Origin of the sequence: Agathobaculum massiliense (genome assembly GCF_900291975.1) — a bacterium.
Lineage (GTDB): Bacteria > Bacillota > Clostridia > Oscillospirales > Butyricicoccaceae > Agathobaculum > Agathobaculum ammoniilyticum.
In genome coordinates this window covers 3167482-3185370 of the sequence record NZ_OMPN01000001.1, presented here as the reverse complement: position 1 = coordinate 3185370, position 17889 = coordinate 3167482, and the positions used below count along the sequence as shown (strand labels likewise).

General features: G+C 58.9%; 19 protein-coding genes. 3 read left to right on the top strand and 16 right to left on the bottom strand.

Translation table 11 applies throughout. The features are described from left to right. Positions 1-99 precede the first annotated feature (99 nt). On the bottom strand, positions 100-477 hold the full coding sequence (locus tag DBQ51_RS16180) for a hypothetical protein (protein ID WP_054325837.1): 378 nt from the start codon (positions 475-477) through the stop codon (positions 100-102). A gap of 323 nt (positions 478-800) precedes the next feature. Here DBQ51_RS16180 and DBQ51_RS16175 point away from each other — a divergent pair, with 323 nt between their 5' ends. Then, the gene (locus DBQ51_RS16175) at positions 801-2111 is read left to right on the top strand and encodes a DUF1015 domain-containing protein (RefSeq protein ID WP_107632081.1); all 1311 of its coding nucleotides are present in this window, start codon (positions 801-803) and stop codon (positions 2109-2111) included. Here DBQ51_RS16175 and DBQ51_RS16170 read toward each other — a convergent pair. The 5 genes from DBQ51_RS16170 to DBQ51_RS16150 all read right to left on the bottom strand — a co-directional run bounded on the left by DBQ51_RS16170 (position 2104) and on the right by DBQ51_RS16150 (position 5868). After that, positions 2104-2688 (bottom strand): hypothetical protein, encoded by a 585-nt coding sequence (locus tag DBQ51_RS16170; RefSeq protein WP_054325836.1) that lies wholly within the window; start codon positions 2686-2688, stop codon positions 2104-2106. The genes DBQ51_RS16175 and DBQ51_RS16170 overlap by 8 nt on opposite strands. 75 nt (positions 2689-2763) lie before the next feature. After that, positions 2764-3126, bottom strand: coding sequence for a type II toxin-antitoxin system PemK/MazF family toxin (locus tag DBQ51_RS16165; RefSeq protein WP_054325835.1), 363 nt, complete (start codon positions 3124-3126; stop codon positions 2764-2766). Between the two features lie 151 nt (positions 3127-3277). Continuing rightward, entirely contained in the window at positions 3278-4399 is a 1122-nt protein-coding gene (gene alr, locus DBQ51_RS16160; RefSeq protein ID WP_054325834.1) for an alanine racemase, read from the bottom strand. Between the two features lie 19 nt (positions 4400-4418). Continuing rightward, entirely contained in the window at positions 4419-4916 is a 498-nt protein-coding gene (locus DBQ51_RS16155; RefSeq protein ID WP_054325833.1) for a hypothetical protein, read from the bottom strand. A gap of 82 nt (positions 4917-4998) precedes the next feature. Beyond that, positions 4999-5868, bottom strand: coding sequence for an NAD(P)H-hydrate dehydratase (locus tag DBQ51_RS16150; RefSeq protein ID WP_159068217.1), 870 nt, complete (start codon positions 5866-5868; stop codon positions 4999-5001). Between the two features lie 232 nt (positions 5869-6100). On the opposite strand from DBQ51_RS16150, the gene DBQ51_RS16145 reads away from it, so the two are divergent. Next, a complete protein-coding gene (locus DBQ51_RS16145) occupies positions 6101-6673 on the top strand; it encodes an N-acetylmuramoyl-L-alanine amidase family protein (RefSeq protein ID WP_107632080.1) in 573 nt (190 codons plus the stop codon). A 48-nt stretch (positions 6674-6721) separates the two neighbouring features. Here DBQ51_RS16145 and DBQ51_RS16140 read toward each other — a convergent pair whose 3' ends face one another. The 6 genes from DBQ51_RS16140 to DBQ51_RS16115 all read right to left on the bottom strand — a co-directional run bounded on the left by DBQ51_RS16140 (position 6722) and on the right by DBQ51_RS16115 (position 11913). Next, positions 6722-6985 (bottom strand): phage holin family protein, encoded by a 264-nt coding sequence (locus DBQ51_RS16140; protein ID WP_054327641.1) that lies wholly within the window; start codon positions 6983-6985, stop codon positions 6722-6724. A 115-nt stretch (positions 6986-7100) separates the two neighbouring features. Then, positions 7101-7799 carry an RNA polymerase sporulation sigma factor SigE gene (sigE, locus tag DBQ51_RS16135; protein WP_107632079.1) on the bottom strand — a complete coding sequence of 233 codons (699 nt, stop codon included), beginning with the start codon at positions 7797-7799 and terminating at the stop codon, positions 7101-7103. Between the two features lie 13 nt (positions 7800-7812). After that, entirely contained in the window at positions 7813-8652 is an 840-nt protein-coding gene (locus DBQ51_RS16130; protein ID WP_054327643.1) for a sigma-E processing peptidase SpoIIGA, read from the bottom strand. 209 nt (positions 8653-8861) lie between these two features. After that, positions 8862-9863: a M42 family metallopeptidase gene (locus DBQ51_RS16125; protein WP_107632078.1), complete on the bottom strand. Its 1002-nt coding sequence runs from the start codon at positions 9861-9863 to the stop codon at positions 8862-8864. Further along, the gene (locus DBQ51_RS16120; RefSeq protein WP_107632077.1) at positions 9860-10882 is read right to left on the bottom strand and encodes a M42 family metallopeptidase; all 1023 of its coding nucleotides are present in this window, start codon (positions 10880-10882) and stop codon (positions 9860-9862) included. The genes DBQ51_RS16125 and DBQ51_RS16120 overlap by 4 nt, the downstream gene beginning before the upstream one ends. Continuing rightward, the gene (locus DBQ51_RS16115) at positions 10879-11913 is read right to left on the bottom strand and encodes a M42 family metallopeptidase (RefSeq protein ID WP_054327646.1); all 1035 of its coding nucleotides are present in this window, start codon (positions 11911-11913) and stop codon (positions 10879-10881) included. The genes DBQ51_RS16120 and DBQ51_RS16115 overlap by 4 nt, the downstream gene beginning before the upstream one ends. Positions 11914-12077: 164 nt before the next feature. On the opposite strand from DBQ51_RS16115, the gene DBQ51_RS16110 reads away from it, so the two are divergent. After that, a complete protein-coding gene (locus DBQ51_RS16110; protein WP_407923273.1) occupies positions 12078-12206 on the top strand; it encodes a hypothetical protein in 129 nt (42 codons plus the stop codon). A 431-nt stretch (positions 12207-12637) separates the two neighbouring features. On the opposite strand, the gene gatB is transcribed toward DBQ51_RS16110, so the two are convergent. From gatB to ligA, 4 genes are read right to left on the bottom strand one after another with little or no spacing between them, the layout of a single operon-like run. Then, positions 12638-14062, bottom strand: coding sequence for an Asp-tRNA(Asn)/Glu-tRNA(Gln) amidotransferase subunit GatB (gatB, locus tag DBQ51_RS16105; protein WP_054327647.1), 1425 nt, complete (start codon positions 14060-14062; stop codon positions 12638-12640). Between the two features lie 15 nt (positions 14063-14077). Continuing rightward, positions 14078-15547 carry an Asp-tRNA(Asn)/Glu-tRNA(Gln) amidotransferase subunit GatA gene (gene gatA, locus DBQ51_RS16100; protein ID WP_107632075.1) on the bottom strand — a complete coding sequence of 490 codons (1470 nt, stop codon included), beginning with the start codon at positions 15545-15547 and terminating at the stop codon, positions 14078-14080. Positions 15548-15565: 18 nt separating this feature from the next. Continuing rightward, positions 15566-15853: an Asp-tRNA(Asn)/Glu-tRNA(Gln) amidotransferase subunit GatC gene (gene gatC / locus DBQ51_RS16095; RefSeq protein ID WP_054327649.1), complete on the bottom strand. Its 288-nt coding sequence runs from the start codon at positions 15851-15853 to the stop codon at positions 15566-15568. A gap of 1 nt (position 15854) precedes the next feature. Further along, a complete protein-coding gene (gene ligA, locus DBQ51_RS16090; RefSeq protein ID WP_054327650.1) occupies positions 15855-17861 on the bottom strand; it encodes an NAD-dependent DNA ligase LigA in 2007 nt (668 codons plus the stop codon). Between the last annotated feature and the right edge of the window lie 28 nt (positions 17862-17889).

The following is a 17889-nucleotide window of genomic DNA, read 5'->3' as shown; positions in this document are numbered from 1 at the left end:
GGTGCTTTCGTCAAGCAAATCCTTGTCTTTCCTCCATTTTCCGCAAGCGCGCCCCGCAGTCCGGTATCGTGGTCAAAGCGCGTCTGTCAGCGTTTATTTTCACAGCGCTTCCCCCGTAACCCCCTGTGTTTCGAGTACCTCCAGCACCCGTATCCCGTTTGCCGTCAGCGCCATGCTGCCCTTGCAGGGATATGTCTCATACCCGTCATAAGCAAAATTTTTTAAGGGGATGTCATAATCCACCCGTATCAGCCCCTTTCGCTGCAGCAATGCGATCGCCGCCGCATAGTTCCCCGCCTTGTCCCGCCCGTTTTCCAGGTAGACCGGCTCTGCCGCCCCTGCCGCGCACGCGACCGGTAGAAACGGGCTCTGCGCAAAGCAGCGCAGCAGTTCCAGTTCCTCCCGAAACAGGGATAAACCGTTTCCGCAGCCGCCGCAGCCCTGGCATCCTTTGCAGTTTCCCGTATGACAACTCATCTTTCGATCATCCTATCTTACAATCGGGGCTTCCGCCCCGTCCATTTGCATTTGCCGCAGGCCTCCCTTTTGCAGTTAGCCTTTGCTTATTTATTTTAGTTTACCACATATCCCTACCTTGTCAACAGGGTATCCGCCGTGCCGGCTGTTTGTACAGTTTATCCTGTTTTGCTTTCCAGATCCACACGGATTTATCCATTATGCGAAACCTTCTTTATCGATTTGCAAAACTCCGGAATAAATTTGCAAAAAAACGTGCTTGCGCACCGTTTTTCTGCTATACTGGAATCATTCCAACATTTTGTGAGGAGGAACGACAAAACATGGCAAACCGTTGCACCCGTATTCCCGAAATCATGCTGCCCCCAAAAGGGACCGACCTTTCCAAATGGGCGGTCATCGCCTGTGATCAATATACCTCGCAGCCCGAATATTGGGCGGAGACCGACCGCATCGTTGGAGACGCCCCCTCCACGCTGCGTCTGACCCTGCCGGAAGTCTATCTGGAAGAGGTGGACGTTGCAGCGCGCACCGAAACCATTCATAAGACTATGCGCCGCTACATTGAGGAGGGAACGCTGCAAACGCTTCCCGCCGGCATTATCCTGACCGAACGCTGGTCTGGCGGCGCCTGCCCGCGGCGCGGAATCGTGCTTGCCATGGATCTTGAGGCGTATGAATACACGCCCGGCTCTGCTTCCCTGATCCGTCCCACGGAAAAAACCGTTGTCGAGCGCATCCCGCCGCGTCTCAAGGTGCGCCAGGGAGCCTGCATGGAGCTGCCGCACATCATGATCCTGATCGACGATCCCGACCGCACGATTATCGAACCGCTCTTTGAGAAAACCGCTTCTTTTGACAGAATTTACGACACCGATCTGATGCAGAACGGCGGCCATATCACCGGCTGGTTCATTCCCAAGGGCGTGGAAACCGACACGGTCGAGGCTGGGCTTGAAGCACTCTGCGACCGAGCCGCATTCAACCAAAAGTATGGCTGCACGGACGCCCAAGCCCTCCTTCCCTATGCGGTCGGCGACGGCAACCACTCCATGGCGACCGCGAAGGCATACTGGGAGGAAACAAAAAAAAGCCTGTCCGCCGAGGAGCAGCAGAACCACCCCGCGCGTTACGCCCTGGTCGAAGTGGTCAATATCCACGACGAAAGCCTGATTATCGAACCGATCCACCGCATCCTGTTCGGTGTGGAGACTAACGAACTGTTCGGCAGTCTCACGGCATTTTACGAATCCCAAGGCTGCAAGGCCTATGTCGCCGAGCAGGCGCCGGCAGATGCCGCCGCACATTATTATCCTTTCCGCGCGGAAAACCGCTCCGGCGTATTCGTTGTCGAGAATCCCAAATGGTCCATCCCTGTCGCGACCATCCAGACCGGCCTTGACGCATATCTGGGCGCGCATCCCTCGGCCAAGATTGACTACATCCACGGCGCGGATGTTGTGGCCGCCCTCGCCGAAAAGCCCGGCAATCTTGGCTTTATCCTGCCCGATATTGCCAAAAACGATTTGTTCCGCGGCGTTATTTTCGACGGTGTGCTTCCCCGCAAAACTTTCTCCATGGGAGAGGCGCACGAAAAGCGCTACTACATGGAAGCCAAAACGATCGTCAAGTGATCTCTTCGGACGCAGCCTTTCCGGCTGCGTCCTTTTTCGTCCAGCGAAGCACCGCTTCCCCGTTTTCCACCGTGCAAAGCACGAATGCCGGCGCCAGCAGGAACGGCCGGTCCGGCGCAAAGGGACAACGCAGGCAGAGCGTCCCCTCCGCAGCCTCCGCTTTCAGCTCGCCGCGCTCCACCAGGCTATCCAACACCACATCCCCTGTCCATAACTGCCTTTCTGTCTGCCGTGCGTCCGGAGGCGGCGCCTGTTCTGAAGCGTCCTGTTGAGACACGGACTGCCGGCCGACCTCCTCTTCCTCTCCGGCAGAGAGATAAAAGTCGGATGGCTGCTGGTTCGCATACCCGGCCGTTTTCAGTGTTTCTCTGGATAAATGCCGCGTCAGCCGCAGCCGTCCTCCGACCGGTTCCGGTAGGCCGACCAGCAGCGGCCTTGCCCCATCCGCCGCTGCATAGCAGCGCAGCAGCAGGTCGCAGGGAATCGCACAGTCCAAATCAATCCGTACTCCGTAAGCGTCGGGCAGCCATTCCAGCCTGCCTACCGCACTGCCGCGGAACCGAACCTCTGCCTGCACCGCCGCTCCCCCTCCTCCCGTAAAAAAGCGCGTATCCAATAATAGGATACGCGCTTTTGCCTGCAAATATGACGTTCAGCCCTGTACAGATCCCAAGCCGAAGCTGACGGCCAGAGCCTCATCCACATGGCGCATCGCATTTTCATCGAGCGAGCCCATCTTTTCGCGCAGGCGCTTTTTATCCAGCGTCCGGATCTGTTCGGTCAGGATGATGGAATCCTTGGTCAGTCCGTAGTTGGGCGCACCAAGCGTGATGTGGGTCGGCATCTTGGCCTTGTTGACCTGCGATGTGATAGCGGCGGCAATCACCGTCGGGCTGTACCGATTGCCCACATTATTCTGGACAATAAGTACTGGACGGATGCCCCCCTGTTCGCTGCCGACCACCGGGCTGAGATCGGCATAGTAAATATCTCCCCGTTTGATGCTGGTATCCACTTTGGTTCACTCTCCGATGAAATAGATTTGCGGTTTGTCCGCAAACCTATTTTCCCCACGCCACAAGAAAATATAACAGTCGTGTAAAAAACTATGGCATAAGGTCAGGGAATTTTCCCCGATTCATCCTATGCGAACCACAGGCGGATTGTCAGCCCCTGTAAAAACGCGGTACCCGTCGGCTGATGCTGCACACCACCTCGTAGGAGATCGTGCCAGCAGCCGCCGCTGCGTTCTCCGCCGTCCAGGTATCTGCGCCCCATACGATAACCTCGTCCCCGCGCTGCACGCTTTCTCCCTCTGGGACGCATGCCATACACATATCCATGCAGATGCGTCCAAGCACGGGCGTACTCCGTCCATTGATGACCACCCGCGCCTTTCCGGAGCCGGTGCGCAGGAATCCATCCGCATAGCCGATCGAAACGACCGCAATGCGTGCCGGACCATCTGTTTCAAAGGTGCGGCCATAGCTGACCGTCGTATGCGCGGGGATATCGCGAACCTGCACCACGCGTGCCTTGACCGTCATGGCCGGCCTGAGATCGAGCACCGGCGGCACAGAGACATCCGGCCGGTATCCATACAGGATGATGCCCGCCCGCGTCATGCTGCAGTGCATCTGCTCATAACTCTGGATTGCGCCGCTGTTGGCGCAATGCCGCAGAGGCAGGTCGAGTCCGGCCTGCCGCAGGCCGTCGCACACCGCCTCAAACCGCTGATATTGGAGCGCCGTGTACGCTCTGCCTTCCGGTACGTCGGAAACCGCAAAGTGTGTAAAAATCCCCTCGGAATCCAGCCCAGCCAGATCGGAACACCACAAAATCTGCTCTATTGTCCGCTCCGTGTCCCATGCTGAAAAACCCAGGCGCGTCATGCCGGTATCCAGCTTGTAGTGTACCGCGATCCTCTCCCCCGTGCGCACGGCGGCCTCTGACAACAGGCGCGCGGTTTCGGTATCATAGACCGGCGCCGTGATATGGCAGCGGGCAATGGTATCCATATCGGCCTCATCCACATATCCCAGAATCAAAATTGGCTTGTGGATACCGTTTTCGCGCAGCTCCACCGCCTCCGGCACGGTCGCGGCGGCGAAATACGGCGCGCCGATCTCCTGTAAACGCGTCGCGATCTGCACCGCGCCATGCCCATACGCATCCGCTTTTACCACACACAGCACCGGCGATTTTGCCTGCGCACAGATTACACGGTAATTATGTTCGATCGCACCCAAGTCTACTTCCGCCCAGGTGCGGTGCTTGCTCGGTTCCATTCTTTGCTCATCCCCTAATTTATGTTTCCTGATACGACATGACCTGGATTGTCAGCACCCGTTTTCCGTCCGCATACAGCTCCGCGCAGACGAGCTGCCGTCCGTTTTCGGTCAGCCATACCTGTTTTTCTATTTTGCCATCCGTACCGTCCTCCGCATACCGGAGAACAAGCAACTCGGTCCCCGAAGCCTGTTCTGTCCATTGCTGCTCCGGCTCGCTGTTACGCAGATCGGACAGCAGGCAGAACAGCCCGTCCGCAGGCGTCAGCCCGGTGCGCTGCGGCATCGCGTCGTCCAGCACCATGCCATCGTACTGCAGAGAAAACGCCCCGTTGTCCGTTCCGGCAATGCGCCCTCCGATCCCCGCCAGGGATTCCGGCGCGGTGATCGTGAATGTGTCCGCATCTTCTTTATTATAATTATAATCCATCTCATATTCCAGCACAGAATCCTCTAAATCGGATAAAACTTTGATATGCGCCTCAAATCCCGTCAGCGCGCTGAAATATTCGCGCACACTTTCCCCATCCGCCGCGGGCGCGCCGCAGCCGGAAAGCAGGCACAGGGCCAGCGCGGCCGCACATAGCCTTTGTTTCAGATCACCACTCCCTCGTATTATACCGTTTGAGCAAATCGGGCAGGAAGTGCAGCAAATCGCCCGGCGTCATGCCGTACTCAGAGCGCGCGTTGGCCGCCATGTCCCCGGCGCGTCCATGCAGCCAAGCCGCCGCACAGGCGGCGTCCACAGGATCCAGCCCTTGTCCGCACAGGGAGACCAGCATACCCGCAAGCACATCCCCGCTGCCCCCTTTCGCCATGCCGGGATTCCCCGAATGGTTCCGGTACAGTCTGCCATCCGGCGCCGCGATCAGCGTGCGGTGTCCCTTGTACAGCAGTATGCAGCCCATCTTACGGGCGAACAGCGTCAGCTCGCCCTGCTGCGGATTTTCCAGGCCGGACAGACGGGCGAATTCCCCCGCGTGCGGCGTAAGGATGACCGGCTGTGCCGCCTGCCGCAGTATATCCTTATGCGCGGTCAGCGCATTTATACCATCCGCGTCCAAAACAATCTGACATTTTGCATTTTCGATCAATGTCACGACAATTTCCGCGACCGCGTAAGACCGCCCCAGACCGCAGCCGATCAGCAACGCGTCTGCCTTTTCCGCGAGCGACAGCAACGCCGGCAGCGCCTCGCGCGACAGCATCCCATCCGCACCGCACGGCATCGGCCGGACGACCGGTTCATTGAGCTTCACCGCGAGCACGGGCCAAGCGCGCTCCGGTGTCGCCAGCGTCACCACGCCGCTTCCCATGCGCACCGCTCCCTGCGCGGCAAAATAAGCCGCTCCGGTATATCCCGCACAGCCGCAGACGCACAGCACGCGGCCAAAGTCATTCTTGTTCGCCTCCGCAGCCCGCTCCGGTATGATGCGGTCCACATAGCTCTGATCAAGTTCTGTCATCATTTTGTAAGGCTCCTTCATCCCGCTCCTGCGGGTATGGTCATAATTTTGTCTTCCGGATCCGCAATATCCCTTTGTTTATGAAAAAACGGACTCCCTGCTATCCAAACCTTTCCTGCCCTCTACAGCATAGCATTTTTACCGGATCCCCGTCAAGGAATCCGGCGGCATTCTTTCTTTTCCGGCACCGGCGGCCACTGTACCGGAATAAACTGAACCGAAGGAGTGTGATCAATTGGCTATTCGCATTTTTATAGACCAGGGGCATAATCCCAGCGGCCCCAATACCGGAGCGGAGGGCAACGGCCTGCGCGAGCAGGACGTCAATTTTATCGTTGGCGTATATCTGGCCGACCTGCTCCGCGCTGATCCTCGCTTCGAGGTGCGCCTGAGCCGCAATTCCCCTGACGAAATACTTGGCACCAGTAATGCCAGCAGCCTTGCCGCGCGCGTGCGCATGGCAAACAGCTGGCCTGCCGATTATTTTATCAGCATCCACTGCAATTCCAACGTCAATCCGGCCATCAACGGTACGGAGGTCTATGTTTTTCAGCAAAATACGCAGCCCTATTGGCTTGCACAGCATGTCCTGATCGGCATTGTCGAGCGCGTCGGTACCAAGGATAATGGCGTCCGGCTGAATCCCAGCCTGTTCGTACTGCGGCGCACCTCCATGCCCGCGATCCTGGTCGAGCTTGCCTACCTCAGCAACGCCGAGGACGCCCAAAAGCTGCGCGACGACCCTTACGGCTTTGCCCAGGGGATCTACAACGGCCTGCTCAGCTATTTCGGCTTTGCCCCACTTTGACAGGAAAAAGCAGGCGGTCCAACGACCGCCTGCTTTTTTACCACCGCCCTATGACGGTTTTTCATAGCTTTTCGCCCGCGCGCTGTCCGTTATCCCCGCGGTTGTCGGGTCGTTGAGCGCCGCCCAAATATTGGACGCCATCAGAAACAGGCAGTAGGGATTGGTGAACGCTCCTTTCAGCACCTCCCATACCGCGCCCCATGTCGTCATATCCGAGGCTGTCAGCCCTGCATAGGCCAACGCCGTGGCGAATATTCCCAGCAGAAGCTGTATCCAGAATATCGGGTTCCTGAGCCGCACTTTCAGATTCATATGCCGCCTCCCATCCGTATATATTGAGACGCCGCCCTGCGGCGACCCTCCCGCTTTTATTTATATGCGCCACGCATTGTCCAATTTCGAATAAATGGGAAGTCGAGTACCCGCATCAGACCCATTTCAGAATGTCTTTCCGCATCCGCGCGATAATCCGTTTTTCCAGTCTTGATATGTAGCTCTGCGAAATGCCGAGCAGGTCCGCGACCTCCTTCTGCGTCATGGCTTCCGGCATATTGATGCCAAACCGCATGGAGATGATCTGTCGCTCCCGCGCTGGCAGGCGTTCCAGCGCGCGCAGCAGCAGCGTGCGGTCTACATCGTCCTCCAGCGGCCGCATCACGCTGTCCGGCTCGGTACCCAGAATATCCGACAGCAGCAACTCGTTTCCATCCCAGTCCGAGGAAAGCGGCTCATCAAACGAAACCTCTGTCCGGCGGCCCGCGATTTTGCGGAGATACATCAATATCTCATTCTCAATGCAGCGGGACGCATAGGTTGCCAGCTTGACGTTTTTATCGCTCCGGTAGGTGCTGACCGCCTTGATCAGCCCGATTGTCCCGATCGAGATCAGATCCTCCGTCCCCACGCCGCTGGATTCAAATTTGCGCGCCAAAAACACGACAAGCCGCAGGTTGTGTTCGATCAGCATATTTCTGGCCTGCTCGTCTCCGGATTGGCAGGCCACCACCGCATCGGCCTCCTCCTCTGCAGAAAGCGGCGGGGGCAACACCTCGCTGCCGCCGATGTAGTAAACCGGCTGCTTTGCAAACAGGCTCTTCAGCTTTCTGATGATCCATTGGAATATCATGCTTCTCTCCCTTTCATACACCGATCAATCCGTCATACGCGCCCTGTCCGATCTGATCCGGCCCAACCGCACAGACGCAGTCCAGCGGTTTCCCATCTGCACGGTACACGCTGTCTGGACGGAAATACAGCAGCAGGCCGCTCTCCGTGCCCACCGCGCGGTACGGCAGCAGCCCAAACCGGCCTGCCAGCCTGGGCGGGAGTCTGGCAAGCGCCTCCGAGGCAGCCATTGTGCCATCCCGTAGCGGCCGCCCTGCCTCTCCCAGCAGTTCCACAGCGGCCGCTCGATCCATCACGACCACCGGTTTTCCCGAAACCGGTTCAAACAGCCCGTTTCCGGTATCATGCAGGACGCGCAACTCGCACGCCTTTCCCCCAAAGCAGATCCGCAGCGTCTCCACCTCCCGCCGAACCGGCCCATGCAGCGCATCTCCACGCAGAAATATCCCGCTGACCGCGTAACCGGCTGCGGCGGCTAAAACCAGAACGCGCAGCGGAACAGCGGCATAGTATCCCGCCCCTGTCAAAAGCTGCCGGCCGGACGCCGCGCCAAGCGCCGCCGCAAGCCCCGCAAAAGAGGCCGCGACGACAAAGTACAGCGCGCACAGGCGCGCGAAAGCGCGCTGTCCAGCAAAGGCCGCGGCGCACAGGCCGATTCCGGACAAAATCCGCAACGGAGCCAGCGCCAGTGCGGGGAACAGCATCGCCGCAGCCGAATAGGTGCCGCCTACCGCTGCCGCCCCCAGTAGCCGCCTCCGTTTGACGGATACCCCGCCCAGCCTGGCCGCGGCGAGCAGCGTCGTATAATCCATCAGTGCGTTGACCCCAAACAGGACATCCAGATAGACGACCATGCTCCACCTCCGTTCGGGGTCTATCTTATCACATACCCTGTACAATATTTGCCGAATGGAGGGCTGCTGTTTCCTGTCGAAAACCCGATCCGCCCTGCCGGTTATGGGCAGAGCGCAGCCTAATAACCGAACGATGGGCGAAAAAGCAGGGGATCCGGCTCGATACAGCCGGATCCCCTGCGGTTCCTTTTACACGGCGGAATTGCCGTTTATTTTTGCTGCAGCACAAATTTTTCCAGCAGTCTTGCAGCCGCCTCTACGTCGGACACCGCGCACATCTCGCTCGGCGAGTGGATATACCGCGTCGGGATGGATACCGCGCCCGCCTGCACGCCGGCACGCGTCTTTTGCAGCGCGGCCGTGTCCGTGCCGCCGAACTGCAGTATCTCCCGCTGGACGTCGATACCGCAGGCTGCGGCCGCCCGTTCGAGCGCCGCGCAGACCTCCGGCGTGCAGATCACCGACCGGTCCATGACCTTGACCGCCGGTCCCCTGCCCATATCGACCGCCATGGGCGTTTTCCGCTCGGGCAGGTCGCCTGTGTCCGTCACATCGACTGCAACGGCGATATCTGGTTCCACCGCGAACGCCGCCGCGCCCGCGCCGCGCAGGCCGACCTCCTCCTGCGCGGTGAACGCAAAATACAGGTCGTTTTCGATTTCCTGCTGGGCCAGACGCTCCATCACGAGCAACAGGGTCACGCAGCCGATGCGATTATCCAAGTACGGACCGCACAGCACCCCGTTCTGTTCAAAGCGCGGCGCGTCGAACACCGCGAAGTCGCCGATCTGCACCTGTCTCTCTGCATCCGCCCGATCCGCCGCACCAATATCAATGAAGAGGTTGTCCAGTGTAATATCCTTGAACGGCGTTTTTTCCTCATAGGAAATCACGCCGCGCGTGCCGCCCGCAAACCGGACCTGAATATTGATCAGGTCGCCCTTGAACAGCCCGCCGACCTGTGCAAACCGGATAAATCCTTTTTCGTCGATATAGGTCGCCACCACACCGATCGAATCCATATGCGCGGCAAACAGCAGCTTTTTGCCCGCGCCTTTTTTGCGGCAGATCAGATTGCCGAGCGCATCCGTGGTGATATCGTCAATATATTCCCCCGCGATGGCGGCGATGGCTTCGCGCACCGCGTCCTCGCGGCCTGACGGGCCGAACGCGCCGCCGACCGTATTCCATAAATCAAAAACCTTGCTCATTCGTCGTCCCCTCTCAGGTCTTCCAGAAATGCCCGCGCAGCGGCCAGCACCGCCTCGCAGTCCGATACCGCCGCCACAGAGGACGGCGAATGGATATACCGCACCGGCGCGGCGGCCGCGCAGACGCGCACCCCTGCCTTGCTTTTGTGAATGCGTCCGGCATCCGTCCCGCCGGAAACACGCGTCTTGGTCTGCCAGGCGATGCCGCGCTTTGCACACGCATCGCGCAGCAGCTCAAACAGGCCCGCATCGTAAATCGTCGCGCCATCCATGAACGGCAGCACGACGCCGCCGCGCACATGGCAGACCGCTTTCCCATCCGTCACCTCCGCCAAGTCGGCGGCGGTCGTGCCTTCCAGCACCAGCGCAAAGTCCGGATCCAGTGCATAGGCCATGCTTGCCGCGCCGCGCAGTCCTACCTCCTCCTGCACGGTAAAGCAGAACCAGGTATCGATAGGCGGCTGCTCCTCCAGCAGCTTGAGCAGGGCCGCGCAACCCACGCGGTCATCGATCGCCTTTGCCTTGATCAGCCCATCGCCAAACTCGACCACTGGGGAGTCGAACACACCATAGTCCCCCAGCGACACCCGCTCCTCCGCCGCCGCGCGGCTGGACGCACCAATGTCGATATACAGATCCTTGGCCTTGGGCATGGTCCGGCGCTCGGCAGCGGTCGTCAGATGCACCGCCTTGATACCGATGACGCCTGTCACTTCCCCGAAGCGCACCGGACGCCCGATCACGACGCGCGGGTCCACCCCGCCGACAAAGCCGAATTTAATCATACCATCGTCCGTGATCTTTTTGACGATCACGCCGACCTCGTCCATGTGCGCGCACACGACAACCGGACGTTCAAGGGTTTTTCTCCCTTTGCGGAATACCATCACATTACCGATCGCATCCGTCCGCAGCGCGTCCGCGTACGGCTTTGCCTTTTTCAGCACGAACGCGCGCACAGCGTCCTCACAGCCGGACGGCCCCGGCAGCGCGCACAGCGTTTTCAGCAGCTCGGTCATTCCTCGGCCTCCCCATCAAACTCACGCAGAAACGCGGCGATCAAATCAGCTGCCGCCTCTACATCGGACAGCTTCACAACTTCGACCGGCGTATGCATATATTTCTCCGGAATCGAGAGCAGCGCGGTCGCAATCCCGCACGCCACGGTCTGCATGGTCCAGGCGTTCGTTCCGGTGTTGCCCTCCATCACCTCAAGCGAATAGCCGATGTCATTGGCCTTGGCCGCCTTGATCAGCCGCTTTGTCAGCCCTCGGTGCAGGTTCGGGCCCATGCCGACCGCCACGCCGCTGCCCAGCTCAAACACACCGTCTGCGGGGCCGTCCGGCGTTTTGCCATGCGTCACATCCACCGCGATCGCATATTCCGGCTGTACGGCAAACGCGCCGGTCTGCGCGCCGAGTCCGGTGACCTCCTCCTGCGTGCTGATCAGCACCGCGATATTGCAGCCCAGCTTTTTCACCTTTTTCAGCTTCTCCACGGCCAGCAGGATTGCGGCTACACCCGCGCGGTCGTCCAGGCATTTGCTGCAAAGCTGCCCGCCGAGCAGCCGCACCGGCTTCTGGGCGAATGCGATCGGCGTACCGATCCTGATCCGGTCTTTCGCATCCGTCAGGCCCGTGTCGATTAGCATTTGATCGACCGTCACCGCCTTATCCTGTTCACCCGCCTTGAGCAAATGCGGCGGCATACAGGCCACCACGCCGTACAGCGGTTCGTCCGCGAGGACCGTCACCTCCCCCGCGAGCAGCATCCGCGGGTCGACGCCACCGACCGGAGCGAACCGCAGAAAGCCGCCCTCCAGCACTTCGGTCACTACAAAGCCGATTTGATCCAGATGCGCATCCAGCAAAACGGTTTTTGCATGCTTTTTCCCGCATTTTCTATAAGCCAGCACATTGCCGCTGCGGTCTGTTTCTACCGTATCACAGTATGGTTGGAACAACGCCGCCACAGCCTGCGCAGCCTGCATTTCAAACCCACTGACCGCCGGCATTGCGCACAGCGTCCGCAGGGTTTCCTCCAAACGCAAAGACAATTCCTCCTTTTTCTGTAGAATATGACCTGTCTCTATTATAACCGCTTCCCCCGTCCGATACAATAGCGCGGTTGACAAAGGCCGTGAAAAACAGTATAGCTGAGCTATCCTGACGGGAGTGCGTTGTTTTATGGGGCCTGTTACAGGCCGCGTTGACCGTGCGTGCCGGCGTATCCCGAAACACGATCAGCCTGATCGGGACAGGCCCGTTCAACCCAACACCTAAGCTCACCCTGATCCAGTTCATCGCGCTGTACAAAAAATTCGAGAACCTGTTCTATTTCTGACGACAGGCGCAAAAAGAATGCTGTAAATCGCAGCATCTGTTCTTCCTATTTATCAAACTGACCATTTACCCCAAGTAAAACAGACAACCACCCACATTACCCCGTCTTCCAAGAAGCCGTTTTTATCCATCCCCCATAAGAGAAGAAAGGCATTTAACCACATTTTGGGGAGGTGAGAAACACCTTTTTCTTACGCAACATTTTTCTCAAAAAAACATCTTTATTTTTCATATTTTCATTTTATATTCCTGTTTTCACCAACAAATATTTTAAACAAATATCGTCTTGATTGATGACTTTCCCGCATAGCAAGAACAATAAAAAAGACCTGAGGCAACAATCCAAATTGAATCATTGCCCCAGATCTTGTCTGTTTTTTCTGAGGGATTTAGCCTATTTTATTTGAGGGAGCTACACAAACATCTTTTTTATCAAAGCTTCGCCAGCTCCTGCGCGATCAGTTTATTGATGATCTGCGGGTTGCCCTGACCCTTGGAGGCTTTCATGCACTGGCCTACAAGAAAGCCGGTGACGTTCTTGCCTGCTTTGAAGTCCGCGACCGCTTTTTCATTTTTGGCGATCACGTCCTGCACGATGGCGAGGATAGCGCCCTCGTCCGATACCTGCTTGAGTCCCATGCGCCCGACGATGGCTTCCACTGTTTCGTCGGTTTCAAACATGCTCGGCAGCACCTTTTTGCCCGCGTTGCCCGAAATCGTCCCCGCTTCGATCAGCTTTACCAGATCGACCAGCTTATCCGCGGTCAGCTTGGTGTCCGGCAACTCCACGCCCTTGTCGTTAAGGTATTTGGAAATGTCGGACAAAATCCAGTTTGCCGCAGCCTTGGGCTTGACCTGCCTGGCCGCCGCGTCGAGCAGCTCTGCCTTGGCAAAGCTGTCCGAGATCAGGCGCGCCTCCATCGCGGTCATGCCATATTCGTTCAGGTAACGCTCATAGCGCGAAATCGGCAATTCGGGAATCTCGCTTTCGATCTGGCGCATCCATTCGTCCGAAATTTCGACCGCGATCAGGTCGGGGTCTGGGAAGTAGCGGTAGTCCTGCGCGTCCTCCTTGGTGCGCATGACCGTGTTTTTGAGCTTGACGTCGTCCCACCGGCGGGTTTCCTGCTGGATCTCGCCGCCATTTTCCACGACCTCGATCTGGCGGGCAATTTCATAATCGATCGCGCGCACCGCGCCCGAGAAGGTGTTGATGTTCTTCATCTCCACGCGCGTCCCCAGCTCCTCCGAGCCCTCCGGCCGGATGGACACGTTCACGTCGCAACGGATCGAGCCTTCCTCCATCTTGCAGTCGCAGATATCAAGGTAGGACAGCGTGGTTTTGATCATTTCGAGGAACTCCTTGGCCTCGGCCGAGGAATGCAGGTCGGGCTTTGTGACCATCTCGATCAGCGGCACACCGCAGCGGTTGAAGTCCACAACCGTACCGTCGATCTCGTCATGCAGCAGCTTGCCCGCGTCCTCCTCAAAATGGATGCGCTCAAGGCGGCAGGACTTCTTTTCTCCGTCCACATAGAAGAACACCTCGCCGTTTTCGCAGATCGGCACATCGAACTGCGAAATCTGGTAGGCCTTGGGCAGGTCAGGATAAAAATAATTCTTGCGGTCGGCCTTGCAGAGCTGGTTGACCGTGCAGCCGGTCGCCTTGCCCATCTTGGCCGCATAGTGCACAACCTGCTTGTTGAGCACAGGCAGCGCGCCCGGCATACCGGTGCAGACCGGACAGGTGTGAGTATTGATCGGCGCGCCGAACGAGGTCGAGCAGGAGCAGTAGATCTTGCTCTTAGTGGAAAGTTCCGCATGCACCTCAAGGCCGATGACAGCTTGATATTTCATTTGTCGTTTCCTCCCTTACAGCGCCGCGATGATATTTCTAAGCCCCGACGCCTGCTCAAACGCAAGGCCGGCGTTCAGTAGCTTCTGCTCGCCAAAACGCGGGCCGATGAGCTGCATTCCGATCGGCAGCTTGTTCGCGTCAAATCCGCAGGGCTGCACAAGTCCCGGCAGACCCGCGATGTTGACCGATACCGTACAAACATCCCCCGCATACATCTCCAGCGGATTGCTGGTCTTGGCGCCCAAGCCGTAGGCCGTGGTCGGCGCGACCGGAGTCAGGATGACATCGCACTTCTCAAACGCATTTGCGAATTCCTCTTTGATCTTGCGCTGCGCAGCGCGCGCCTTTTTGTAGTATGCGTCGTAATAGCCGGACGAAAGCACATAGGTGCCAAGCATGATGCGGCGCTGCACCTCCGCGCCAAAGCCCTCGGAGCGGGATTTGGTGTACAGCGCGATCAGGTCGTCGCCCGCGTTCGGGGTACGGTAACCGTACTTGACACCGTCAAAGCGCGCCAGGTTGGAGGACGCCTCCGCGGACGACAGGATGTAGTACACCGGCAGCGCGTACTCGACCAGCGGCAGGGAAATTTCAAACACTTCTGCGCCGAGGCCCTTATAGGCTTCAGCCGCGGCGAGTACGCTCGCGCGCACCTCGTCCGAAATGCCCGCGCCGAAGTATTCCTTGGGCAGACCGATCTTCATGCCCTTGATATCCGCGTTCAGGTTTGCGCGTACGCTGCCCTCGAACGGAGCCTTGACCGAGGTCGAGTCATGCAGCGGGTCATGGCCGGTGACCGCGTCGAGCAGCATCGCCGCGTCCTCGACAGAACGGGCGAACGGGCCGATCTGGTCGAGCGAGGACGCGAACGCGATCAGGCCGTAACGGGATACCGCGCCATAGGTCGGCTTGAGGCCGACCACGCCGCAGAACGACGCGGGCTGGCGGATCGAGCCGCCGGTATCCGAACCGAGCGACAGCGGGGCCTCGCCTGCGGCGACCACCGCCGCCGAGCCGCCGGACGAGCCGCCCGGCACGCGGGTCAGGTCGTGCGGGTTGTGCGTCGGGTGCGTGGCGGAGTTCTCGCACGAGGAGCCCATCGCAAATTCGTCCATATTCGCCTTGCCGGTCACAACCACATCATGCGCGGCCAGCTTTTCTACCACGGTTGCGTTATACGGCGGCTTGAAGTTATACAGGATCTTGGAAGCGCAGGTGGTCAGCGTACCCTTGGTGCAGATGTTGTCCTTGACCGCGACCGGAATGCCCGCCAAAGCGGACAGTTCCTCGCCGGCGGCGCGCTTCTTATCCACTGCCTCGGCCTGCGCGAGCGCGGTCTCCTCAGTGACGGTCACATAGCCCTGTACCCTGTCCTCAACCGCTGCGGTGCGGGCGAACACATCCTTCGCCAGCTCGACCGCCGAAACCTCCTTTTTCGCGAGCAGTTCGGACAGCTCGGCCGCTGTTTTCTCATAAAGTGCCATATTTTCCTGTCCCTCCCTTTACTCGACCACACGCGGTACGGCTACGCCGCCTGCCTGGAAATCCGGCGCGTTCGGCTCGATCAGCTCGTCCGGTGTATACTCCTGAATGACTGCATCCTCGTGGAACGCGTTCTTGCGCTCGGTGTCGATCACGTCGGTAATATCGCCGAGGTCAAGCTCAGCCAACTTGTCCACCATGCCGACGATGCCCTGCATGTCGTCCGCCAGCCGGTCAAAAATGCCCTCCGACGAGTCCAGACGCGCAAGGGATGCGATGTGTTCAATTTCTTTTCGCGAAATTGCCATGTCAAAGTTCCTCCTGCTGTGTTGTATTTTCATTTTCTATCATTTGCTTGAATTCCTGCTCGGTCAGCACGGGAATGCCCAGTTCGGCTGCTTTCTGCAGCTTGCTGCCCGCGTTCTCCCCCGCAACGACATAGCTCGTCTTTTTGGAGACCGAACCCGCCGCCTTGCCGCCGAGGGCTTCGATCAGGTCGTTGATCTCCTTGCGGGTGTAGAGCGTCAGGCTGCCGGTCGCGACGATGGTCTTGCCCGCAAGCAGATCGCTTTTCGCGGTCTTTTCTCCGGTGAAGTTGACCCCATGCACACGCAGCTTTTCGATCAGCTCCTTGGACTGGTCAAGCTCGCGCCATGCCGCGATGCTCTCCGCGGTGGCCTGGCCAATGTCACGGATCTCGGTCATCTCCTCGACCGGAGCCGCGAGCAGCGCGTCCAAGCTGCCGAAATGGTCGCTGAGCACTTTGCCCGCTTTCTGGCCCACATGCCTTATGCCAAACGCAAACAGCAGCCGCGACAGATCGCGCGTCTTGCTGGCTTCGATACCGCTAATCAGATTATTGGCCCAGGTATCCACCTTTTTGCCGAGCGGCAGGAGCTGCTCGACCGTCAGGTCATACAGGTCGGCGGCGGAGCGTACCAGTCCCGCGTCGATCAGCTTTTGCAGGTTGCCCTCGCCGCAGCCGTCGATATCCATCGCGTCGCGCGAGGCAAAGTGCATCAGGTTGCGCAAAAGCTGCGCTGGGCAGGACGCGCCCGTGCAACGGATCGCGGCCTCCTCCTCGTCGTCGAACACCGGCGCGCCGCACACCGGACAGAAGCGCGGCATTTCGTAGGGCTGCGCGTCCGCGGGGCGCTTGTCCGTGTCCACGCCGACAATCTCGGGGATGATCTCGCCCGCCTTGCGCACGGATACCGTGTCTCCTACCCGCACGTCAAGCTGGCGAATAAAATCGCGGTTGTGCAACGTTGCGCGGGAAACCGTCGTCCCCGCAAGCCGCACCGGTTCGAGCACCGCGTTAGGCGTTAAAACGCCCGTCCGTCCGACCGAGATGATGATATCCTTGAGAAGCGTCTGCTTGACCTCAGGCGGATACTTATACGCCGCCGCCCAGCGTGGGAATTTGGCGGTCGAACCCAACGTTTCGCGCTGTACGAACGCATTAACCTTGACCACCGCGCCGTCGATATCAAAATCCAGCTCGCCGCGCGTTTCACCCATGCTTTCGATCTCGCTCCGCACATCCTCCGGATCGGTATAGACCGGATAGCGCGGGCTGACCGGAAAACCAAGCCGTTTCAGGTAGTCCAATGACTCCGTATGGCTCGCGAGCGGCAACTCGTCGCTGTTCTGGATGTTAAAACAGAAAATGGAGAGCTTGCGCTGCCTGGTGACACCGCTGTCCTTTTGCCGCAGCGAACCCGCCGCCGCGTTGCGCGGGTTGGCGAGCAGCGGCTTTTCATGCAGCTCGAGCTCGCGGTTGAGTGCGTCAAACACGGACTTTTTCATATATACCTCACCGCGCACGATCAGGTGCGGCGGCGCGTTTTTCAGCTTGCGCGGGATATCCCTGACTGTTTTCAGGTTGGCGGTCACGTCCTCGCCGACCTGCCCGTCGCCGCGCGTCGCGCCGCGGACGAACACCCCGTCCACATACTCGAGCGCGACTGAAAGGCCGTCGATCTTATACTCGACCACATATTCCGCCTGCCCCACCGCGCCCTCGACGCGGTCATAGAATTCGGAAAGCTCGTCGAACGAGAATACATCCTGCAGGCTCTCGAGCGGGTAGGCATGCGTCACCTTGGCGAACCGGCCGGAGGCCGTGCCGCCGACCCGCTGGGTCGGGGAATCCGCGTCCACATATTCCGGATGCGCGGCCTCAAGCGCGCGCAGCTCGCGCTGCAGCATATCGTACTCATAGTCCGATATTTCGGGCGCGTCCTGATCGTAATATTTTTCATTGTGATACCGCAGCTTTTCGCGCAGCGCGGCGATCTGTTTACCCGCGTCCATGCCAACATCCCTTCTTGATCCAATACAG